The organism is Desulfovibrio sp. 1188_IL3213 (assembly GCF_036763145.1).
GTDB lineage: Bacteria > Desulfobacterota > Desulfovibrionia > Desulfovibrionales > Desulfovibrionaceae > Desulfovibrio.
In genome coordinates, this window is record NZ_JBAIYR010000006.1 from 1 (window position 1) to 22908 (window position 22908).

Here is a 22908-nt window from a genome sequence, read left to right on the forward strand (position 1 = left end):
GCTGACGCCCACCAGAATGTCGCGCGGCGGGACGGCAGACGAAGAGGCGGGTACGGCAGCGCGCCTGTCCGGCTGTTCTGCCCAAGCGGATGGGGATATGGCGCTTGTCATTGTTGTTCTCCCTGTTGCTTGCATACCTGACAAGCGGTCTGCACGCAAACGAGCCAAAGGCGGGAGTTGTCCCCAGGACGGTACGGCGGAAGGCGAACGAAGAAATCTCGCCGTCGGGCTGGAGAATGTGCGCTGCCCGGGCCTCGCCCATATCGCGGCCATATCGCGGCCGGGTCCGCCCGACACGTTACGCGTACTTTTGCGCCCTTGACAGGGAGGGCGAGTCGGCATATCAAGACAGTTCTTATGCGCCCGTAGCTCAGCCGGATAGAGCGTTGGCCTCCGGAGCCAAAGGTCGTGCGTTCGAATCGCGCCGGGCGCGCCATTAAATTTAGGCATTTACAGGAATACACTGTAAGTGCCTTTTTATTTTTCCAACCCTATTTCCAACCTTTTTGCGGAAAATGGATACGGCTCCATGCAATTCTATAGCACATTGTTGGCACGTCCGGTAACCCCATGAATGAACCAGCGCCCTGAAATTTGCGCTTACAACAGATGGAAGGACATACGACACTTACCGTTTGGCCTGCTGTGATTGCGATAATCATCCCTCGCAGTAGTCGATCAGCCAATCCGCCGCTATTCACTTGTGGAACGCCCATGTTGCGTCCTGGCCTGCCTATAGCCCTACTGTCAAAAAACGAAAGCTGAAATAGGTATGCAAGGCGGGAAACGGGGATTTCCCCGCTTCCCGCCCGCAATTTCTACCTGCCTTCGCTTTCCGGCAGGGCCAGCTTATCCTGCTCTTCCACGGCGCCACTCCCATCTTTCCGGGCATCCAGTGCCACGGCTACGCCCGCCGCAGTGAATACCCCTGCGGCACCAGCCACCTCGCCACCAATGAATGTCCAAGTCTTGCTCATGAATATTCTCCTTTTCAGTTGCATAAATGCAGGAGGCGGGCTAACTCCCGCCCCTATGTGCCTGTTAATGGTTAGTCGTCCCAGTTTTCTTTGATGACCTGCAGTACAGCGATGGCAACAGGTATCCATGCAAGTGGGTTCATACTGCCTCCTTGGGTGTCAGCAGCGCGGGATGCGCCGCCGTTTGTGTGTGAGAATTGCACGGAGCGCCCGGTACAGATTCCAGTGGCAAAAGTCTGGTGGCACCATCATGAAGCCCCTCCCTGCAGAAGCGCATCCTGAAGCACACTAAACATAGCGGGTACCAGGTCAGGCAGATCATTGATGACCCGACTCGTCTGCGGCAGCAAATGAGCGATATGTTCATCGCGGATGCCAAGGCCATAAACCTCAAAACCAAGTTTTTGAGCTATATTCAAGGCCTGTCGTGCTGCGTGTGTGCTATCGGGTACACCGTCAGTGATGATCAGGATTATTTTTCGTTGCTCTTTGAGGAACAGCATGGTCTGCATGGCCCACCACAAAGCCGCAGCTAGGGGGGTGCCGCCGGATGCGTTGATGTCGAAGCAGTCCGGCACCTTTTGACCGTGCCGCATGATAGGGAACACGGAACTTGTGGAAGCCGTCGCGGGAAAAGCCGTGACCGCAGGGTTTACGCCCTGGATATTTTCCAGTGCTTTTGTTACCGCAAAGCACGCCTGCCTTGCCAGGGCGATGGGTGCGCCGCTCATGCTGCCGCTAACGTCCAGTAGAATGTGTACGGCGGTGTTGAGGCCCCGCTGTTCCACCTCTCTGCGGAAGATGCGCGGATTGCCTGTTTGTAGTTTATGGAGCGATCCGGTATGCAAGGCCCCGCGCCGACCGATGCTGCACCGCTTTTGCGTCTGGGCCTGCAGAAAGCCCTGGAGTCTGGTACGGAGGGCAATGCTGGCTTGGAGTGCTTGCAGCTTTTGCGCTTCCGGCAATGCTCCAGTCTGTCGAAAGCCTTCAACAGCGACTGTAACCGTTTCGGCTGTTGATTCCGTCAGTTCGCTGGCAAGGTTTGCCGACAGAAGCTCTCCGAGGTTTTGCGGCAGGTCTTGTGCCTCGGCATGCAGCAGGGCTGTCAGTTGATCCTTGGCTCTACTGTGAGATGAAGATGCGGACAGGTCTGTTTGCGATGTACAAGCTGACGAGCCTTTTTGTTCCATTTGTAAAGCGGAATCGCTGTGGTCAGCGCTATTCCCCATACCCGCATCCGTACCAGATGAGCGGCCTTTGTCTCCTTTACCTGGCTTATGATTTTCACCGTGTTTTGCCTGCTGCTGCGGTTCCCACTGCCGGATACTTTGTGCCAACTGACTGGCATAGGCGATGGCTGAAGCCGTGTCCGGGCAATGGATGTGGACCTTGGCCAGAATGGCGTCCAGTGTTTCCTTGAGGCCGGGAAAGCGCTGCCGCAGGATCGCGGCGACCTGCAGTCGAACCCTGTTGACCTCTTCCACATCCCAGGCTCTCACCGTCAACAACACATAGTCCAAAACAGCAAGGGCCGGGGAATCACCCCCGGCCCTTGGCTGTACCTGCTCTACAAAGAATCGTCGTATCAACCAGTTCAGATTCTGGCGGCAGCCAGGGAAGATGGCGGACAGTTGCTTTTCAATGCGCCAGTCCTCCAGACAGTTGAGCAGGTTGAAGGTTACAGGATCAAGCCTGGCGGCTTGCAACACAGCAAAATCCGTGTGCCGTATATGGGCCGCCTCGTGATCGCAAAAACCTTTGGCCAACGCCAACATTTCCGGCTCGCAATCCATAGGCAATGAAGGCAACTGAATGACTTTACCGTTGGTGCAGGCCTCCTTGCCGCCGATACGCACCTGCACCCCGTACTGGTCGCCCAGCACTGACGCAAGCAGGGGCAGACAGTTGAGGATATCTTTGGAACGGATCATGGCGTCACCACAAGCCCAGGCTGGGAATGACAGGATGTGGCAACGCATCGTCTGGCATAGGGATATCTGGTAGAATAGGCTCTTCGACTGATTCTTCGCCTGCGGTGTTATGCACCTGCACACTTGAGGTGTCGTCCGGCCCAGCCAGCAGGGAGTCCAGCACAAAGGCCGGGCCGTAGCCCTCGATAATCTTCTGGGCATGCCCCACGAGGGCCGTACTGTCTTTGAGCAGGCAGACCAGGCCTTGCAGGAGAAGTAAGTCCGGCCCGCTGATGTTGCCCTTCTTGGGCATACGCAGCAGTGCAGCCTGCACGATATCCGCTACAGGGGCCACATGCGGTTCTACGAAAGAAAGGCCCGTGAGCTTGGCATGCAGCGTCCGCAGGGGCGAAAGCGCTTTGTGGGTTACCTCTGTTTTTCCGTGGTACACCCTGCGCCATATGTCTTCGGCAGACTTGGCCACTTCACCGAAGAGCGTGCCGCCCAGGCCCTGCACCTCTTCTGCCAGACCAGCCTCCAGCACTGCGGTATTGTCCGTATGCTGTTCCAGAGGGGCCACTTTATAGAGCTGCCAGCGAAAATCCATGCGGCTGCGAACATAGTCCGGCCCCACGGTGGAGTTGCGGATGATTTCGCCCCATTGATGATGCTTTTCAATCCAGGCCTGGACGTTCTGGTCATAGCTTGCCAGAAAGGCTTCCTTTTCTTTCTGGAAGTCGCTGCGGATGCTGAGCAGCTCCTGCACAATTTCACCGGCCTTTTCTTCGGGTATGGCCCAGCCGGACATGAAGCGCACCCCATGCCTGTCCAGATAGTTGAAGGCGCGGGCCTTGAGTGTGCCGAATACTTTAAGGTTTTCCGGGTCGGCAATGCGCTTGGAGCCAAGAGAGGCCAGATCGTCGGGCGGCAATTCCGCACCGCCCAGGTCCTCCTGACTCATTTTGCGGCGGGCCGACCACAAGCTGACGTTGAGATTGAGGGCCAGCAAATTGTCCAGAATGCGAATGTCTGAAAGGACGTGTGTCATGATGCTCTCCTATAGTGAACTTTTTGTCGTGTTGAGGAGGTAGCCTTCCGTGAGCTTTTTGGCTGCACGGGATTCAAGTTCGAGGACGGAGTTATTGCCCGCACAATTTTCAGCGGGGATAAAGTGTTGTTGCCCGGCGGTGTCAGGTTTGCCCCAGTGGAGCGTAAGGCCTTCGGGCCGGGCCTCGCCGACCCAGAATTTGCCATCATGCTTTTTGCCGGGAAGGTTATGGACTACCTGAAGATGAACGCGGGGCTTGGTTACCGTCGGCGTGGTGTGCAGTTGGCCGCGCATGAAACGCAAAGCTTGCTCACCTTGCAGGAATTCTTCCTCTGGGTCGGACCCCATTGCCTTGATGTGCGCTTCCGTATGTTGAGGAAACATGCGTTGTGCCAGTTCGTGCAGCATGGCGCGGGTCTCGCGGCTGGCCCGGTAGGCCAGTGCCCGGTCAAGGGCATAGGTGATTGGCTGGATGCCCCGATGGGCCAGGGGCTGAAAGCGCACGGTCAGATCTCCCCAGCGCAGCAAGCTGCGCGTGGAGAAGGTGACTTCAATGGTGTTGGTCAAGTTGCCGGTGGAAGCCTCGCCCATGAACAGTTTGCGGACTTCATTGGCGTAATCCACCATGGTGGCGCAGAGGGTTTCGGGCAGCGAAGGGAAACGCTGGGCTAGCAGTTTCTTTTCCACATCCGCAGCAGGATAGCCCACTTCGCAGATGATGAAACGATCCAGCCATGCAAGGTTTTGCCTCTGGGTTCCTTGGTAGAGGCCCGTGTCATCACCAGCACCATTGGTATTGGCTGTGGCCACGAAACGGAACATGGGGTGCGGCGGTATGATCTCGCCTCCATTTTCCGCTACGCACAAAGAGGAACCGTCCAGCACGCTGTTCAAGCCAGCGGCGATTTCCGGCGAAGTTAAATCAATCTCATTCAGCAAAATTATCGCCCCGTACCGCATGGCAAGGGCAAGCGGGCCGTATTCAAAGGTCATGTTACCGTCTTTGACAGTCAGGTGCCCCACCAGGTCGGCGAATTCCAGCCGCCCGTGTCCAGTCACTTCGAAGACAGGATAGTTGAGGCGGGCCGCCAACTGCTTGATGCAGCTTGTTTTGCCGCAGCCCGTGGGGCCAAAGACATAGAGCGGTTCCTGAAGCCCTTGAGGATTAACAAACCAAACTACGATGTCGCGGCTGGATTCGTGGAAAATATAGTCAGGGTCAATGGCCGGAGTATAGGCCGAGGCAGCGGCATAACCCCTGACCGTGGTGCCAGAGGGCTTACCGCTGAAAACCTGACCTGCGTCAAGGTCGGTGGACTGGAGTGCGGAGAGATCTATCTCTATGGAGTTTTTCATTGTTTTTCCCTTTTTGTATTGCGTATGCTATCCGCTATGCGCTTGACCGAAAGCAAGCAAGACCCTATTCTCATTATAAACAGGGGGGTATTTATGCCAGAGCAAACAGTCAGTTTTTCTGTTGACGCCAGTCTGTTGAATGCCTTTGCGCATGTCGCTGAAAAGAACGCCTGCGATAACACTGAACTTCTGAGAGCGTTTATGGCTGAATATGTGCAGCAGGACGCACGTAGGAGTCAGTACGACATGTGGTTTAAAGGCAAGGTAGAGCGCGGCTTGCGAGAATTGAAGGAGGGCCGTGGCCTGACACAGGAACAGGCTCTTGCGCAGATGGGAGCCTTTAAATCTTCGTTGACAGCCGACCGAGATGGATATCTATGAATCTGATCTGGGCTCCTCAATCTTTAGAAGACCGGAAACAGATTTATGCCTTCATTTTTGAGCATGATAGCCATGCTGCAAACGTGCTGGATGACTTGTTCAACAGTCAGGCGAATCAGCTGTTGACGTTCCCTGAAATGGGCAAGCCAGGACGTGTGGCCGGAACCCGTGAGCTTGTTGTCCATAAGCACTATTTGCTTGTGTACACATGCTCACCCGATGCGATACGCATTGTAACCGTTCTGCACACATCGCGGCAGTACCCAGCCTGATCAGCCAAATGCAATCTCCCGCACAAGGCACATGCCCAGCGTATTGTCCCAAAAACCGCCGTTTACTTCGGTGTCGTCATGGTTTTCACCGACAAAATCGGCATACCACTTTATGCAGCTCCAGAAAGATGCCACCGCCCGGTGGCCGCGTCCTTGTAAGCAGGTTCGCCGCCGATCAATTCCTTTATGGTGCTGCAGGCAAAGTCTGTGGGGGTGCTGCCACCCGCGCTTTTATGGCTGTTGCCAGTTGTGCCACGCCAGCCATGGTCAGGCACAGGGCCACGTCAGAATAGTCTCCTACTGATAACCTCCTTTGTGTTCAGTTGGTTGGTGAAATGCACAAACGCTCGAAAGGTGCGCCTGTGCGCTCGCAGCGGGCCAGCAGGGCGTCCACGTCAATGTCACCCAGATGTTCAGAGCTGAAGATCTCGGACAGTTCTTCCCGTAGCGCGTTTTTGTCCAATGTGGTTCGGCCTGCGGCCACGGACATGCGGAAGCGGTAATTTGCAGTATTCACCCAGTCACGAGTGCCAGCCTGCCGATGCACCAGCTTGAGCACGGTTTCCATCTCCTTGATTTCAGCATCCAAAGTGGTGCGCTGTTTTTTGAGAGCAGCCAGCTTGTCCAGAGCAGGTTCCCATTGTGGCATTTGCACACCCTGCGGGAATTTGGGGCAATCGCCATTGTACTCGCAGTAGGAGCAGAGCGGGTAAAAGCCCTGGGCGCAATCCACCTGTGAGAGGGACAAGTTCCCGGCGCGGTAGGCCGTAAGGTCGCCCCAGAGTTGATTTGCGTGGTCAAGGGCCGTATCCAACATGGCTTGGTTGAAGCTATAGGGGCCGAACGTCTTTACCTCCTTCATCGAAAGACAGAGCAGCCAGGCTTCCAGGCTCACTTCTCCAGCTTGTTTGGGCAACTGAAGGCCAAGTTGGGCATGGCAAAGCTGGGGAAAGGTCATTTTTTCATGCAGAAGCGTACCGTCTGCCGCTCGCAGGCTAAAGGCAGGCTTGTCCCAGGCCATGGCCCGCAGACCGATTTGTCCGTGCAGTTGCAGCAGATGAGAGTCGTGCGGCGTGTCGGGCAGCTTATCCGTGCTTTTCACTTCCAGAATTCGAATAGCGTTGACGGGCGCACCCCAGGCCAACACGAAATCCAGATGGGCCTTGATCGGCACGTTCTGATGTTGCCAGTTAATTTCAAGCTGGGGTAAAACATGCAGGCCCAGCGACGCCAGCGCCTGCCCCACGCCAGTTTCAAACCAATGGCCCCGTTGCAGAGTCAACAGGCGTTCCAGGCTGTCAGCAGTGGGCAGCACCTTGCGGGCCAAAGTGGCACGAGGGCACTCCCAGTGCTGGCCAATATCGCTCATGCCCACATAGGTGGAGCGGTCGCCCAAGTGGGCTGCCGTGTTTTGTTGTGAGACAGCCTGAAGCCCTTGACGAATTAATGCCCGCAAACCTTCCGTGCGGTCGGTGTTTATCATGATTGCATCCCTATAAAAGTAAGAGGGCTGCCATCAGGCAGCCCTCTTACTCGGTATTTTTGTTTTTGCTATGCGGCATCAACATATTTCCACCATAGTTTACGTTGTGCATTCCAGCGAAAGCCCGCGCCCGTGAGCAGTTCCTTCTTAGCCTGTGTGTTGCCACTGGCAATGATGCAGGGCCGCCCATCCTGAGCAGTCACCTGCTGGTAGGCGATGCCTTCCAGCGGAGGCAGATTTTCAAGCCCGGCTGGCGGTCGATTTGAGGTTGTTGAAGAATTGTTTTTGATGGATGGGTCGCGTGGAGATGCTTTTTTCGTCTCTGGAGCGTTTACAGGCAGTTTAGGGCGTGAGGCCGATTTTCGACCAGTTTTTGCCCTCTCACCATCATCATCTTCCGTCACCATGCCCAGCATGGCTGTCAGAGCGTAGCGACGAGCGTATGTTATTGCAGATCCCATGCCCTGAGGGTCGGCCTTTGGCAATGGAACAACAGCAAGAGAGCTTTGCCACTGACCAGACTCTGCATGCGTCAACTTGGTAACCAGCCCTAAGGAGTTAGGCTGCTCCGCAGGCACAGGATACTGGCACAGCCAGATGCCGTTTTCGATAAGCGCATCGCGGCAGGCATCCATGACGCTGTTCAGGCTGGCGTACCAACTTTTGGTAAAAGGATTTTCAGCGTCCCTAACGATGGGCTGCACAGTTCGCTGCACATTGAGCAGGGCCTTGGCCAAGTCGGTGATGTTTTCTGATTGATACAGGGTCATAAAATACCTCCAAAAAAGAGAATCCCCTGTCCGGCATAGTACCGGGTAGGGGACTTGGTATGTTTTACCAAACTGTTCCAGCTTTTCTCATTGGAGTAATATATCGGTGAAAAAACTTGAGGCACAATGGTGCTGGGCATATCCCCCAACTGGTTTTCTTAATACAAAAAATTAGTTCCCGTGGTGCCTATTTTTATGTTGCAAGATAATGCTCAACCTGGGCTGCGAGTCGGTATGTTTTATAGCGGTCAATCTGCCACATCCAGCCCCAATCATAAGAGATTACAGTCCGTCTTTTACTGCAGCCTTGAACGCAGAAAGAGCCTCAGGAAAAGGCTTCAGCACACGCAGCAGAACACCCTGCACAAGAGATATGGCCACACCGTAATTGGTCATGGGGCATCCGGCCATATCCGCCGCGCGTTGCCGAGCCATCATCTGCCCCCGTGTAATAACGCACCCGCCGCAATGCACCACGGCTTTGCACATCGGATCATAGCCGGAAAATTCCTTGCCTGCGGCTACCGTGATTTCCAGTTCCCCCTCCGCCATTTTTTGCAGCCAGCGTGGCAGCTTGACGCGCCCTATGCCATCTTTCTGCGCATGGTGCGAACAGGCCTCCTGAATAAGTACCCGATCTCCTGGCTTGAGTTTTTGCAGAGCTGCTGCCCCGCGAGCCATTTGATTCAAATCTCCCTTGAACCGTGCCATGAGAATGGAGAATGTCGTCATGAGAATATGCGCGGGCGTATCCCTGTCCACAAGGTGCACCACCTGTGAATCACAGACGACCAGATCCTCCCATTTTTAGGCGCGATTAGAAGTAGAGCCTAAGACACCTGTGCGAGCTTCATGGCGCTCCTCTGAGCCGATGCGATAGACATGCTTTCCCCATGACTTCATGGTTGTTCTTCTGCACTTGAGCGTTTTTGATCTTTGTCCCTTAACGTTGGAGCGCTACGAATTTGAAATACAAGCCCACCTAATGCTGCGTTATTACAAAGCTGACACTCCCATATCACCACAACATTCCATCCGAGATCCTGCAATAGCTTGATATTTTTATCATCTCGTTGTCGGTTTGCCCGTATTTTGTCTTTCCAAAATTTGACATTCGATTTAGGGATTCTGGCTAATTTGCATAACTCGTCTGGGTGACCGTGCCAAAAGCAGCCATGGATAAATAGAACCGTCCGAAACCTTGGAAAAACAAGGTCTGGTTTCCCTGGCAGCTTGTTGTCGTGAAGACGATAGCGCAGCCCATGTTTGTGCAGGAAAGAACGCACCTTCATTTCTGGCTTGGTGTCCTTTTGCTTTACAGCAGCCATCACTCGGCTTCGTTCTTCTTTGCTGATATTGTCCAATCACCCTTCTCCATAGATATATGGTTTCGCATTGCACATCGAAAGCGCCTTTTCCAAATGGCGCCAATCGGAAGGAGACACCTTCTGGTGTCTAGCGAACAACGTCAAAACAATCTTTATTGAGGCGTCGGAGTTTTCAGAAAACGGTTTGGAGGCAACATAAAGCAACGCTTTGCGTAAAGCGGTTTCCCACTTTAGAACTGTGCCATCCGCCACAACCACAAAGCAGGCGTCGGCAGGGGACTTGAATAGTGAAATCTGACTTTTTGCCTCTTGTTCCACAAAGAGTGCTTGAATCCCTATCTGTTCCAAAATTATTGGCTCAAGGTCGTCTGGGCGTTCCTCCTGTGTCTTATCTTTTGAATACCGATTGAGAATCGCGTCTTTTATATATGTGCGGACCTCCGCTTTTTTCATGTACTGGGACAATCTTCCTCCGACATTGGGCATGGTAACCAGTTGCGCGAGGAAATTACCGTTGTCTGTCCTAGAACGTGCGAGATAATTAACTCGGTCAGCCTCTTGAAAGACGCATTCTTTTATCTCTTTAGCGATGTCATCAGGAACCTTTTTGCTCATGACCAAGCCTCCGTTTCAGGAAAAGCCAGGCGTTCAGCGTCGTCTTGGTCCTGCAGGCTGGCCACATCATCAAGCCATGCATCCACGAACTTCTGCGCTTTTTCATTGCTAAAAGTCACCACCCCGTCCCGCAGGAAAACCGTTTCAACTTCACCTGGCTTGGGGTCGGCCTTGGCCTCCTTGTCAAGCTCCTTGACCGCCGCCAATCGTCTTATGTCCGTGACAAAGTCCAGTACAATGACTTTTTCTTTTCCTGGTGAGATCCTGAGCCCTCTACCGAGTTGTTGCACGAATATCCTTCTGGAGTGGGTAGCCCTTAAGAACACAAGGATATTCACGTCAGGCACGTCAATACCTTCATTCAGGACATCGACCGCCGTAACCGCTTTGATTTTTCCAGATGAGAAATTCAACAGAACCTGTCGCCGTTTAACCTTGTCATCAACAGACATGTTGGCTGCTGGAATGCCCGAGGACACCAGTTTCCCCGCGAATGTGTCCGCATGGTTTTTTGAGGGTGAAAATATCGCGATCCGTGGACGTTCCATGGATGCGGTCAACTCAAGAAGCTTGGCGATAACAGCGTCATCCCTCTGTGGCAGGAAAAGTCGCTTGTTAAGGTCTCGGATGGACAACGAGGTGCGAGCCAGTTTCGGAATTTGTTCCCAATCGATGTTGTCACACATCATCCGATAATCGACTTTGGCAAGGAACCCCATCCTCATGCCATCGACCAACGACACCTTTTCAATCGGCTCACCAAAAATAGACTCAATCGATGTACCGTCGCCACGCCAGGGAGTGGCCGTCATGCCAATAAGAAGTTTTGGGGAAAGATGCTCAATGCATGACGAAAAAGCGTTTGCCAAAGCGTGGTGGGCTTCATCTACGATAATGAGATCAAAAGCGGTTGGCTCGATACCTCCGAGATACCCAAACAGCGTCTGATACAGCCCGAAATTGATTCCGTCGGATGGAACAGGGGGCTCTCCATCCATGAATATTCTCGTTGGTATGTTTTTGGAAATCTGCGCCCAGAAAGATCGTTGGAGTTGGAAGGCTAAGTCTGTAGCATGACATAGGACTAGTATCTTTTTTAGGCCCGTCGAATAAAGAAGGTCGGCGACCGATGAAGCGATGACGGTTTTTCCGAGCCCGGTCGCGACAACGAATAGGGCCTTTCTTCGGCCACTGTGAAAACCCTTTACAACCGAGTCGACTATCTTTGACTGATATTCACGAGACGACCTCTTTTCTTCACTGTATTCAGGCCATTTTGCAACAAGATCTGTCAGGAATTTTCCGTTCCAGAGCCTAACATCATATCCCTGTCTGTTGAGGTCATCTCTTCTATCATACGCTGATTTTGTAAAGTCTCCATTTGTGGCAACGACTACCACTTTGGCTTTGTAGTAGGCTTGACCCTTGACGGCTTGATCGACAGCGGACTTGCCAACATAGGAATTTGAATTGACCGCCTTGACCTGTATGAGGTATGAATCGTCAATCCCTTTCGAGGGGTTCGCTCTCACTGCTAAGACATCAGCCCCTTTGTCTCCACTCTCACCAACATATTGGATATTTTTCCAACCGCAGTGCAGCAATAACCTGGAGACTGCGAGCTCAAGAGATCTCCAGTCACCTCCAGCCATTACAGCCTCAGTCAGGAAAGTCGCATTCTGTGGTTCACTCATTCCAGGAGCCCTTCCAACAGAGACAGTGTGTTCGCGTGCCTCAAAAGTTCTTGTTTGCTCTGTGCCCTTCCGCCCTGAAGAAGCAAAATAACATCGGAAAAATAGGACAGGACACGTTCAAGGGAGTTCTTTCGCAACCGTTCACGCATCGCCTCATTACCAATCTTTAGGTTGGCAAAAGGCTGCGCGAAAAGCTTGTTGTCCATAAACTCTTCCGGAAATACGGCTATCAGCCGTTTTATAGTCGTGTCGCAAACAAACGCCAGAGACTGAATCGATTCTTCACTGGAGTCTTGATAGGCACCGAGCAGATTTGGAGCCTCATCAAGCAGACGTTTTGCCAGTTCTTCCTCTTCAGCTTCAACAGACTGGATAACTTCTTTTACCTTGGCAAATCGATGACCGAGCAAAGAAGGTAGCTTTTCGCGTATTGAGGAAACAATCGAATGCGCCCGTTCTTGTAGAGCTTGGGGATTGATCCGTTCTTCGAGTAAGTGATTGTCAACGAGCCCAATAAAAGCCGCTTGAATAGACACGCCAGGATCACGGAGCGCAAACTTTTCTGCCAAGCCCTGCAGCAACAATTGTTTAGGGGAAAGTGGGTACTCGGATAGAATTGGATGAGTCGGGTCGAAAAAGAAATCAACCTCGATTCCATCCTGATAAAGGTGACATGGCACTCTGCTTCCTTGGATTTTGATTTGGCTGTCACGCACTCTCCAGGCGGTTATTTCCATTCCGGGAGTTGTGTCGTAAGAGTATTTTCCTGACAGTGATTCCTCTTTGTCAGAATGCTGAATCAAGAGATCTCTGTCAGAAGTCGCTGGAACGGGAGCCACAGTAGGTGTTGGCTGTGGTGAAGTACTGACAGGGGGGGGAGTATGAGAGCCAGCCCCAGATTGAGCGCCAGGCAAATAGCTGGAAATGTCATCTGACGGAGTCTCTCCAGAATTTACCGGAGTCAATCCTTTACCGCCATCCCCCCGTTCTCTGTCTGATTCCTGCGCGACCTTGTACCACTTATCATCGGTTTCGTACTCCAGGTCTCCGGAAAAGAAACGCTTGGCGAATTCCCTCGCCAGTGAATTAGGAACCGCGAGATTTTTTGTGCCAGGGTCTGTTCTTCTGTATGCATTGACCAATCTGCCGAGAGGAGACTCATTATCCCCATCGTATCCCAAAGCTTGCCTTTTCTTGGGAAGAATCGGCCCAGCGCCTCGAACGGCTTCCAGTGTGAGTCGCCATGCTCTGTCCGTGATATCAAACCCATTCTTTTGATACGTTGGGATCAGGTAATCAACATGAAGCTCGCCAACGATTCTCCCGCCAACCGTCGATCCAAGTTCGACTGGGTATTCAGACGTGTAAGTTCCAGTATCCGGATTTTCGTAGCTGAAAAGGGATTTGTCGGAAACCAGTATTTTCCGTCCGTTACGAACAAAATCCACACCAAAATCAGATGGGTCGGCATACCGCTGGATACCAATCCAACCTTTAAGCCGACGAGCACGTTTGACTATGTGTGTCGGAGAAACACCACCTTTACTAATCGAGACATCGAGATCAGCGGTTTCGTCTTCGGTCAGGTATCGGTTTTTCAGAGAGTCGAAGTATGTCTCTCCGAGGTCTCGGTTTATTCTTTGGATCGCCTCTACTCGAACCCCTTTACGGACCACAAACCTTGAATCGCTCCAAACGCAATGTGGACGAGGCGAAAGCTGCTTTCCCTGTACAAAGATTGAAACCTTTTTTCTGCTGAGAATCGGCGTGTAAATTATCTCCAACTGCCTTCTTATCGCGCTTTCCTTTTTTCTAATTTCCGCGAAAACACCGTCCTTCAAGCTCTTGACAATTATTTTAGTGCCGGATTCGTCCGGAGTTTTTTTGGGTTCCCTAACAACAGAAGCGGAAAAGGTTTGCTCCTTTATCAATTGTTCAAAACTGATTTTAATTCCAACCCATTCAGTTCCATCTGGAGTCGCCGAAAGAAAAAGAGTTTCATCTCCAAGCCGGGCAGTGGCGATATTGAAACCCATTCCAAATAGTCCAAGGTTGTGAATAGGATCGTTGCTTGAATATCCCGCCTTAGCAGCTTTCTGGAGGACTTCGAGTTCCATGCCGAGCCCGTTGTCCTGAACGACAATTTCTCTATCATAAGCGGCGACAGAATCACTGGACCAATGGATATCGACCCTGGGACCATTTATAACTTTCCCTTTGTTTTCAGCCTCAGAAAATGCGTCCAGCGAATTGTCGGTCAGTTCCGCCAAGCATTGCCAAGCGGCAAACGGAATGTCACCCAACGTTCTAAGGATTCTCGGGGTGGGTGTGATGTCGACGACTTGCGTTATTAGCGACTCTGATTTCATTTCACGCCCTCCAGATATTTGGCGATAGCTCTTGCAACTTTATTTCCCAGAATCGGCGGTACGGCGTTGCCAATTTGCATGATGTTAGACGTGGCCGAATGGGGAAAATCAAAATTGTCGGGAAACGTCTGCAACCTGGCACACTCGCGGACAGTCAACCGTCTATCAAGAGAGTAGTGAAACTGCACACGGGACTTCGCGTTAGCTCTGATTGTGTATGAAGGCGAATCGGCTGGCGTGGTCTCGTCTCCTTGGCCATTTCCTTTTTTTGCTCTTGACGCTCTGAAATATTGCGACTGGTTTGGAATTGAATCGTCCGATATCCCTTCAAGATCTTCTATCGCCCAGCGAGTCGTCCTGTAGTGTTCCTCGGCGTGAGTTCTCTTAGGCATGACCGGAAACCCCTGCAAATCGTCTCTGACCGCCACAATGAAAAGTCTCGTCCTTCTCTGAGGAACGCCATAATCTGGAGCAAAAAGAGTCCAAACCTCGACCCTGTATCCGGCCGAAGCGATGTCCTGTTTTATCGTGTTTAACACATCTCCTTGTTTCATATTGGCGAGACCTGGAACATTTTCACCAATGACGACAAGGGGTCTGTGAACCTCCATGTATTGAATCAGTGCTTGGTACAACCTTCCACGAGTGGACTTCAGCCCATGACGTGGCCCGCACGTGGCGAAATCCTGGCAAGGGAATCCCCCTATCAAAACTTCGGCGGCCGGAACTTCGATAGGGTTATAGCTGGATAGGTCCCGAACTTCTGCGTGATCAGAAATATTCTTGAAGTATGTCTGAATGCACTTGTCATCATGGTCATAAGCGGCGAGAAGTTTGAATGGAAGCTTGGGGACTTTGGTGCCCTTGTACGAAAAGCCCCCGAGAAACCCCAGGTCAAGCCCTCCGCATCCGCAAAAAAACGAAACCACGGACCTTTCTCGCATAGACGAGAGCGTTTCTTTCCCTGGTTGAGGTATGGAAGGGCTTCTTTTCTTATCTAGCAGCATCACTGGTTCCTGTTCATATAAATCAACTGTTTCCATTTGTTTTATCCGCCGCGCCGCCAGCCTTCACCCAGAGAGGTGGTCCCCATTGTTCGGACAGCAGACAGCGATTCGTTAGCTTGTTTTTCCCTTATCAGGCTGCCTTTACAAGCCCTTGTTCGTAGTAAGTGTCCGGAGGCAAGCCGCCCAAGCTGCTGTGAGGCCGGAGCCGATTGTAAAAGTCGATCCATCTGCCGATTCCGGCACGAGCTTCGGAGCCGGTTTCAAAAGCGTGCAGATACACGCATTCATACTTGAGCGAGCGCCAGAGGCGTTCGATAAATGCGTTATCCAGCCAGCGGCCGCGACCATTCATGGAGATGCGGATGCCGTTCTCCCGCAGGACATCTGTAAAAGCGAAACTGGTAAACTGGCTGCCCTTGTCGGTGTTGAAGATATCGGACTTGCCGTGTTCCGCCAAGGCTTCTTCCAGGGCCGCGACGCAAAAATCCGTGTCCATGGTGTTGGAAAATCGCCAGGAAAATACTTTCCGGCTGTGCCAATCCATAATGACTACAAGATATAAAAAACTTTGCGCATGAGGATATAGGGGTGAGTAGGCCGGGGGATTCTCACCCCCAGCCCCTCGCAGAACCGGACGTGAGCCTCTCGACTCATCCGGCTCCCATCATCCAACCGTCGGCAAACATCCCATTTCCCAATGCACGAAGGCCGTTGGGAACTGGCCTCTCTACGCCCAAGGATACTCATTATTTCTCCTATCAAATTACAATGGTTGTAATTTCTTGCGCAGGTAAGCCATGGCCGACGCCTTGCTGTAGCCTACTTTGGCCCCGGCCCTGATGCGCTCTCTTGGGCCTTTATGCAGGGCGTCTTCATTACTGAGAGTTTTTGCAGAAATAAGCCCTCCTGTGATACGGGACAATTCTGCCCTGGAGACCACAGGTGGTAGTTCTTTTTCGATAGAGCGGAAAAAGTCTTCCGAGCCGATGCCCCTGTTAAAGAGCCTATCCGTATAGGCAAAGTCATGCTGCCGGTATTGGTGCATCAAACGCTCCTGATTGCGCTGTAGGGTGTTGAGGGAATATGTGGGCTGCATAGTATACTGAATTTTCATACAAAGAGAGTGCTGCGATTGGGGCAGCACTCTCTTTGTAATATAGGCCGATGGCGTGATGGTGGGGGGGTGAGGGGGTTCATTGTCGGTGTGCTTACGCTGTGGAATTTTATCAACAGTCTTTCAGCGTCCTGATGAGCATGTTGATCTCACCCCCAGTCAAGTGGGCCAGCGCCTTGCCAAAGGTTTTGTTGCTCTGTCTCTCTGCTGACAACCCCTTTTCCTGAGCGATTTGTTGCGCCAGGTCTATCTGCTTTGCCGAAGCAGGTTTGGAGCCACCGCCATTGAACATGGCTTTGTCCTGTGGCCTCTCTGGAGTCTGGACCGTGTGCTGACGGGGATAGGCGTCTGGCTGTGTGTCAGACATACCAATCTTGAGTAGACGTGTCGCATTGGCCTGTGATCTGTCGCTGGCAGCCTGTAGGTTGTCAGCTTCACCCAGGGCAGAGACCGTGCGCCCTGTATCCGTCTTGAGGGTGGCTTTGCAGATGTAGTGGCAATCTGTGCCTTGGCAGGTATGGCTAACTAAGTCGATGTCGATAGCTGAACATGAGTCGGGAAAGGTAGATGAGGGCATCTTGAGGCTCCAGTTTTTGAAGTGTCGCGCTAATAGCGCATATGATGCCTATTTTTTGCGTATGCGTGTGCTGGAAGGCACCCGTGAGCCCTTGGGGTTGTGCTCTTTTGAGCGGGTCTTGGCCAGATAGCTGGCGGTATACACCACGTCATCCATCTGGGCATCAACGTCAGGGGAGTTTCTTTCGATGAACTTGCCCATTTTTCCATTACTGCTGGAGAAGTTGACCAGTCCGTCATTGTCTGTGTCCAATTTCTTTTTTACAGCCCGGTTGAATGCTTCCTTGATCAAATAGCCATTTTGTATGGCGTTGCCATTTACAAAGATGTTGAGGTGGTAATGTGGATTATCGTCTGAGGTCGTTTTCTCTGATACCCAGACAACGTGGAGATCTGGATCGTTTTTTCCATTTTTAAAGCGTGAATCTGTCTGGCGTTTAACATTCTCAATGATTCTGGTCATATCTTCGCTGCTAAGCGCATAATCGCTATACCTCTCACTATGAATGTCCAAGCGTACAGACAACACCCTTGAGTGCTTTGACCCCATATACTCAACGGTGTCTATGATTTGATCTAATGTCTTTGTGTAACAAGGTAGATCATTGTCATTTCCATTGTTAATTGGATATCCTCTATATGTCTTCTCTGTTGTCATATCTCTGCTCATGTATTAATCCTCTCAATGGTTTCATTCACAAGGCTATGTCACATGTTTAATAGTTACATATTCTAGTAATCATGTAGTGCATTTAACTAAATATGTATCTAGTTAAATATTAAATACAAGATACTACTAACAACCGGGATGCATATATTTTTCTCAATCAAGCATAATCGACCAATATTTCCTTCTGTAGCAGTAAATTGTTGCATCCTATATTTGCGATAAAGTTTTAAAAAATAAAAAATGGAAAAGTGGTATAGTGTGCTACTATGCCGCTTTTGAATGTCAGATCTAGATACATCACAGATTTTGCCCATAGAACGATGCCAAATGAGTTCTGATCTATGCCCTACTTCTGTGCGTTCTTTCTGAGCACAGCACATTGTCAATCAAGTTGTCACGATTGAATGCTGAAGGTTTCATGCAAAGGGAATATGGCGAGGGTATTTGTTAGCGGCATTTCCCCCCTAATAAATACCCACCCATCTCCCGCATATGCCAATTTTGAATGTGCAGAAAAAAAGCATTCCCCTGAATACCAAGAGAATGCCTTTTGCTGATATTGTTCAATACTTGTCAGATCATGAGCGCCTATCGTAGTACCTGTTCCTGTATTCATGCCCTGCAGGTCTGCCACGTCTTCTAGAATATGATTCAGATATATTTCTTATAATCCGACGCTGCTCAAGTTTATGGAGAGCCACATCTACGTCTGCCGCTGCATAACGATCCTTGAACCGCTGTTTTATCTGTGTAGCGCTAAACATATCCATGTTTTCTTCAAGAATATGTATTCCGACATCACACATACAAGTCTTCTCTTGTCTGTCTGCATGGCCAGATATGCATTCCCACAAGTTGTCTTCTAACACTTCTGTGATTTGTATTGCGGTGACGATTTCATCCCACGATACAGGCACTTTTTCAGGTTCAGAATATTCCGCAATATGAAGAACCCCTGCGATTCTTAACGCATGTTGTGCCATCCGCTTTGCCCACTCTTTAATTTCAGCATTACGCCCTGATGCTTCTTCAGAGCATTTTTTCCGGAAATTATCCCAAGCATGCTCTGCCTCTGCATCTAGTGTGATGACCTGATGCCCGGCATTCGAGGTTGCACAATCGTTAACTCTAGCAAGAATTCTTCGGATCAACTCCTTTATTTCTGGGTCCAATTCATGCTGAGAAATCTGGTACATCCGCGGGTCATGCGGTGCTGCCCTATAGGTAAGCATACGAGCACACAACCCTGTTTTAATGTAGCTCTTGTCCTTGATAAACTTTGTAAAAGACTCAATCTGCGTGAAAACAAGGTCAACAATGAAAGGATCATTGCAGGTTGCCTGTCCCCTGCAAATTCTACTTTCAGAATGGGTTTCGCCTCCCCAAAACTTTCTGAGCATATTGAAGGCGTCACGCGGCAGCAAAATACCATCTGATTCCATCCGCATAACAAATCCCTGCTCAACCATAAGCTTGAAATAGGCAGCTTTCGTTATGTCAGACATGAGGAACGAGGGTTTTTTTCTTTTTGCTTTGACTTCTCTCAATCTTTGCTCGGCTTCTTTTATTTCATCAAGCTTGGTAGCATTTCCTGTTCTAGCGAACTCCTTTATAAGGGCTTTGAGACGGTGGCTGAGTGCAACATACTCCACTTCGTAAGAACCAAAAGAATCTTGATTACTATTACTTTCAGATTCAATCTTGCTGATACAATCTATAAATGGTTCAAGCGCCGATGATTTTCCACATCCAGATTCTGCGCCGCCCATGATAAGTAAAGCAAGTGAGTTAATATATCCGGTTGTTTCATGTTTAATACGATGACAACCCCTGTCAATCCCTGCAATTGAAGCCAACCAGCCCAGTAAAACCAAGCCTGAATCTACATGCTGTGATGTCGAAACGGCTTCTACAATTTTCCTAGTTTTCTGTGGCAAATTGTATCTGCTGAAATTTGCGAAATGCAGACTTGTTTCTTCCTTTTCATCTTTGAGGGATGAAATTTCTAAAATGCGTTTCAGACTTAATGGGGTATAATTCATAGTCCTTCTCAGTCCCGTCATCATTGATTAGTTTGTAGCCTGGGAATGATCGCGTTCCCAGGCTACAAGTTCAGTTAGATAACCGTTACAATAGCTCCGCCGTTGTTTTCACCTTCGGCAAAATCAAACTTGAGGAGTGCATCTTCCTTCGCACCTTTAAACAACGCTTTGACCTCATCAGGCATATCTGCCAAAGCAACTACGGCCTGGTTGCCACGATCCTGCCTCTTATACCCATCAATAAACGCCTGAGCCTGGTGACGCCGCAGTTGCTGGGGAGACCAGCTCATTTCACGCATAATTTCAGGGTCGCTGATCCCCTCTTCAAGCTTCTGGATGTACTTCTCATGCTGTTCGTCAAATTTCTGCTTAAATGTTCCCATGGAATTCTCCTAACGTGCTATTGTTAAAGGACAATTTTGTTTATATGGGCTTGAAAAGTTCTTCTTCAGCCGTGGGAAACGACCAAAATCAGAGTCTTGACAAGTGACATCACCGTTACGGAGTTGGACATGCTCTAAGTCAAGCCACAGCTTCTTGCTCGCTCTCCAGCAGCAACCGCCGCTGGAGAGCAAGTGATTTGATGGTGCTCACGTCGACGAGCGAACGTAAGCAAAATAAAAGCGTTAGCTCTTCCCAGATGGGTCAATACGATTTTTTGACAGGAACGCCTCAAGGTCGCAGACTCGATAACGCACGGAACGGCCTATTTTGACGTAGGGAAGGCCTGTACGTTTAAACCTGTGCGCGCGAAGTGTAGAGAGGCTCAGCCCGGTTCGGGCTGAGACCTCCTGCTCAGTCAGGCATTGGCATGTTGTTTCTATGGTAGGCATCAGCCGACCTCCAATTTGGAATTAGGAGCTCCGGCTATTCTTATAGAATGGGGAAATGAGCTTGGGGAGATATTTGGGACAACCAAAAGCTTAAATCTAATATCAGGAATGGTTTCTATTTTCGCCGTAAAAATGAATCACAGGCGCACAGTTCCACCAGGGGAACTACTACATGACAGTGTGGCAAAAAAGAAAAGCCTTTCCATATGAGCTGCTTGAAGCAATAGGGAGGCTTCTTGTGAAGCAATAATCTGCCATGGAACTGCACCCCAATGCATTTGAAAAACAATAAGCAACGATATTCGACTATCTTGATGGAGCAGTTCCATCAAATTTATATTCAAAAAAACTAATCGCTCGCCGAGGAAGTATTTTTTGGGGAGACGCTTTTTTTACAAGATTCAGCCAGTTCTCAGCAGATTCTGCTCCACTAATTTTTTCAACAGCAGCATTGAACTGCTTTCTCCACAAGTCTGTACATGAAGAAAAATATTTGCAGTTCGCGCAGTCTTCTGATGTTGGATTTTTACTTGGGTCACACTTTATTTGGGGAGCGTGCCTTCTATGCGTCATAAAAGCGGAATCAAGGTTAAAGTTACTGGAAATATACAAATCATAGATCAGCAATCCAGTAGACTTATAAAACACATTATTCAGAGACTGCCTATGCATTTTTAAGTTTGATTGCTTGTGTATCGTATTGAGAATATCTTTACGTTTACAGTTCTCGTAGTCATTGATTGACTTGAAAAGCGTGGCTTTCTTTTTGAGAGTGTCGATGATTTCATTGACATGAAGGTTTTTATCAATGCCGAAGAATACATAATCCCGATTGCTATGGAAGGCTATTACACATCTTTTGTCGGTTCTATCCAGAGTCTTGAATGTTGCAGGGATACTTTCATTGCGTTTTATCTGCGTGGCAACTTCAACCATGTCGTATGGAAAAGGTAAAAATGCAGCGCACACTTTGAAAATATTTGATATTCGGAGAAGCTTTTCAATATAAGGATAAAAAGTGATAAACTCTATATATTCCTCAATTCCCTCAAATTTAGTAATATGACGCAAGCCCATTATGCGCGCTTCATAGCAGTAAATGGCATCAGAAAGCAAGTCTATCTGCATTCCTTCTGGAATATCTGCCTTGAAGAATTGTTGTGAGGTAAATTTAATATACTTCATAGCGTCTTCGATATGTCCATTGTTATCATAATACATCTCAAATCTGCGCTTCGCATATTCACAAAAGAAAAAAGATTCTTCCAAAGTCGTCTGGTCAAGGATCAAATCTGGCATCATTTTTTCTCCATATCCATGTCAAAGATTCCATCTGCGACACTTGCCGCCCGCTGCATCGCCTCGTCGGCAAGGTGAGCGTACCGCTGGGTCATTTGCGGACTGGAGTGCGTCAGCAATTTCTGCAATGTGTATAAATCGACTTTACCGCTAGAGGCAAGAAATGAAGCGTAAGCATGGCGCAGACCATGCAAGGGCCGAAAATCCTCTGGGAGACCAGCATGTTGTTTTACTCGTATCGCAATTTTACGAAAATCCTTGCGTTGTGCACCATTTTTACCCGGAAAAACAAAGGAACTGTCGGTTTTTTTGACACCCCGCAGTACAGCCCGTGCCGCATGTGAGAGGGGAATGCGCTCTGTCGTGCCTTTTTTGGCAACTTCTCCTCGCAGCAGAATGAAACCGCTTTCAAAATCTATGTCGGCCCATTGAAGTGCCATCAGAGCTCCTTTGCGCATGCCTGTAATCAGTGCAAGTCGCAAGAATGCTGCGGCATCCTGATCCGGTTCCCTGTCAATGGCTTCGAGATATTTTTTCAACTGGTCGGCTGTTAGGCTCTCCGTTTTTTGATTGTCCACTTTCGGCATCTCAAAATGAAGCTTTGAAGGGTCTGTGGCTGCGCATAGTCCTTTTTTGACGCCAAACCTGACTATACGGCGAAGTAGTGCAAGGACATGTTTTGCGGTTTGCGGGCTTTTGCCCATTTTGAGTAGCTTATGACGAAGCTTGTCAGCATCTAGCGTGGTGATTTCATTTGGTGTTTTATTTTCAAAAAGGCTTTTTATATAGATGTGGTATCTGCTTATATCTGCTTTCCTGGCTTTCCCGTCATCAAAAGATTGCTGATACTGGTCCCAGAGTCTGGCGATGGTCGGCTTGGTCACTTCTGCCGCTTTCGCTGCGAGAACAGCTTCACGGATTTCCTTACGGGAAGCTCGCTTTCCTTCTATACGTTCGGCCCTGATGCCTGACGCCCTGGCTGGGGTCATGTCGTCCGCATACTGTCTACCAACCTTTTCCTCGATAACTTTACCGTTTTGCTTAAAAACGATATAATAAACGCGTTCCTCACCGGATTTGCCTTTGCGCTCGGCAATCCGGAAAAAGACTCCAGGGTAGTTCGTCTTCATGCGGGCTTTTCCAGTCATGGCAATCCTTCCTCTG

At 50.1% G+C, this 22908-nt stretch carries 21 protein-coding genes, 1 tRNA gene and 2 pseudogenes; 3 read left to right on the forward strand and 21 right to left on the reverse strand.

All coding sequences use genetic code 11. From position 1 onward, the window contains the following. Positions 1-359: 359 nt before the first annotated feature. Positions 360-436: transfer RNA gene (locus V6C16_RS00930), tRNA-Arg, on the forward strand. Between the two features lie 382 nt (positions 437-818). Here V6C16_RS00930 and V6C16_RS00935 read toward each other — a convergent pair. From V6C16_RS00935 to V6C16_RS00950, 4 genes and pseudogenes are all read right to left on the reverse strand, one after another. Further along, positions 819-977: a hypothetical protein gene (locus tag V6C16_RS00935; RefSeq protein ID WP_333535835.1), complete on the reverse strand. Its 159-nt coding sequence runs from the start codon at positions 975-977 to the stop codon at positions 819-821. Positions 978-1225: 248 nt separating this feature from the next. Beyond that, positions 1226-2908: a cobaltochelatase CobT-related protein gene (locus tag V6C16_RS00940; RefSeq protein ID WP_333535834.1), complete on the reverse strand. Its 1683-nt coding sequence runs from the start codon at positions 2906-2908 to the stop codon at positions 1226-1228. A 4-nt stretch (positions 2909-2912) separates the two neighbouring features. Next, on the reverse strand, positions 2913-3935 hold the full coding sequence (locus tag V6C16_RS00945) for a DUF3150 domain-containing protein (protein ID WP_333535832.1): 1023 nt from the start codon (positions 3933-3935) through the stop codon (positions 2913-2915). 369 nt (positions 3936-4304) lie between these two features. Further along, positions 4305-5291: pseudogene (locus V6C16_RS00950) on the reverse strand (AAA family ATPase); the annotation flags it as partial. Between the two features lie 93 nt (positions 5292-5384). On the opposite strand from V6C16_RS00950, the gene V6C16_RS00955 reads away from it, so the two are divergent. After that, positions 5385-5672: a hypothetical protein gene (locus V6C16_RS00955; protein WP_333535830.1), complete on the forward strand. Its 288-nt coding sequence runs from the start codon at positions 5385-5387 to the stop codon at positions 5670-5672. Beyond that, positions 5669-5944, forward strand: coding sequence for a type II toxin-antitoxin system RelE/ParE family toxin (locus V6C16_RS00960; protein WP_333535829.1), 276 nt, complete (start codon positions 5669-5671; stop codon positions 5942-5944). Before V6C16_RS00955 ends, V6C16_RS00960 begins: the two co-directional genes overlap by 4 nt. Before the next feature lie 319 nt (positions 5945-6263). Here the strand turns inward: V6C16_RS00960 and V6C16_RS00965 are convergent, their stop codons facing one another. From V6C16_RS00965 to V6C16_RS01040, 17 genes and pseudogenes are all read right to left on the reverse strand, one after another. Continuing rightward, entirely contained in the window at positions 6264-7427 is a 1164-nt protein-coding gene (locus V6C16_RS00965; protein WP_333535828.1) for a hypothetical protein, read from the reverse strand. 68 nt (positions 7428-7495) lie between these two features. After that, the gene (locus V6C16_RS00970) at positions 7496-8197 is read right to left on the reverse strand and encodes an ERF family protein (protein WP_333535827.1); all 702 of its coding nucleotides are present in this window, start codon (positions 8195-8197) and stop codon (positions 7496-7498) included. Positions 8198-8479: 282 nt separating this feature from the next. Further along, on the reverse strand, positions 8480-8992 hold the full coding sequence (locus tag V6C16_RS00975) for a hypothetical protein (RefSeq protein ID WP_333535839.1): 513 nt from the start codon (positions 8990-8992) through the stop codon (positions 8480-8482). Between the two features lie 104 nt (positions 8993-9096). Next, on the reverse strand, positions 9097-9561 hold the full coding sequence (locus tag V6C16_RS00980) for a very short patch repair endonuclease (RefSeq protein WP_333535826.1): 465 nt from the start codon (positions 9559-9561) through the stop codon (positions 9097-9099). Beyond that, a complete protein-coding gene (locus V6C16_RS00985; protein WP_333535825.1) occupies positions 9562-10140 on the reverse strand; it encodes a hypothetical protein in 579 nt (192 codons plus the stop codon). Further along, positions 10137-11834 (reverse strand): DEAD/DEAH box helicase family protein, encoded by a 1698-nt coding sequence (locus V6C16_RS00990; RefSeq protein ID WP_333535824.1) that lies wholly within the window; start codon positions 11832-11834, stop codon positions 10137-10139. Before V6C16_RS00990 ends, V6C16_RS00985 begins: the two co-directional genes overlap by 4 nt. Beyond that, on the reverse strand, positions 11831-14203 hold the full coding sequence (locus tag V6C16_RS00995; protein WP_333535823.1) for an ATP-binding protein: 2373 nt from the start codon (positions 14201-14203) through the stop codon (positions 11831-11833). The genes V6C16_RS00990 and V6C16_RS00995 overlap by 4 nt, the downstream gene beginning before the upstream one ends. Further along, complete coding sequence (locus V6C16_RS01000) at positions 14200-15246, reverse strand: DNA cytosine methyltransferase (protein WP_333535822.1); 1047 nt, start codon at positions 15244-15246, stop codon at positions 14200-14202. The genes V6C16_RS00995 and V6C16_RS01000 overlap by 4 nt, the downstream gene beginning before the upstream one ends. Positions 15247-15340: 94 nt before the next feature. Further along, positions 15341-15790 (reverse strand): annotated as a pseudogene (locus V6C16_RS01005) (IS3 family transposase); the annotation flags it as partial. A 183-nt stretch (positions 15791-15973) separates the two neighbouring features. Continuing rightward, positions 15974-16324 (reverse strand): hypothetical protein, encoded by a 351-nt coding sequence (locus V6C16_RS01010; RefSeq protein WP_333535821.1) that lies wholly within the window; start codon positions 16322-16324, stop codon positions 15974-15976. Positions 16325-16436: 112 nt separating this feature from the next. After that, positions 16437-16901, reverse strand: a complete 465-nt coding sequence (locus V6C16_RS01015) for a hypothetical protein (protein WP_333535820.1) — start codon at positions 16899-16901, stop codon at positions 16437-16439. Positions 16902-16949: 48 nt separating this feature from the next. Continuing rightward, positions 16950-17570: a YagK/YfjJ domain-containing protein gene (locus tag V6C16_RS01020; protein WP_333542724.1), complete on the reverse strand. Its 621-nt coding sequence runs from the start codon at positions 17568-17570 to the stop codon at positions 16950-16952. A 578-nt stretch (positions 17571-18148) separates the two neighbouring features. After that, entirely contained in the window at positions 18149-19612 is a 1464-nt protein-coding gene (locus V6C16_RS01025) for a DUF3987 domain-containing protein (RefSeq protein WP_333535818.1), read from the reverse strand. 74 nt (positions 19613-19686) lie between these two features. Then, a complete protein-coding gene (locus V6C16_RS01030) occupies positions 19687-19995 on the reverse strand; it encodes a hypothetical protein (protein ID WP_333535817.1) in 309 nt (102 codons plus the stop codon). Between the two features lie 243 nt (positions 19996-20238). After that, entirely contained in the window at positions 20239-20445 is a 207-nt protein-coding gene (locus tag V6C16_RS14920; protein ID WP_442886163.1) for a helix-turn-helix transcriptional regulator, read from the reverse strand. Positions 20446-20751: 306 nt separating this feature from the next. Then, the gene (locus V6C16_RS01035) at positions 20752-21747 is read right to left on the reverse strand and encodes a hypothetical protein (protein ID WP_333535815.1); all 996 of its coding nucleotides are present in this window, start codon (positions 21745-21747) and stop codon (positions 20752-20754) included. After that, positions 21744-22892: a tyrosine-type recombinase/integrase gene (locus V6C16_RS01040; RefSeq protein ID WP_333535814.1), complete on the reverse strand. Its 1149-nt coding sequence runs from the start codon at positions 22890-22892 to the stop codon at positions 21744-21746. The genes V6C16_RS01035 and V6C16_RS01040 overlap by 4 nt, the downstream gene beginning before the upstream one ends. Positions 22893-22908 lie beyond the last annotated feature (16 nt).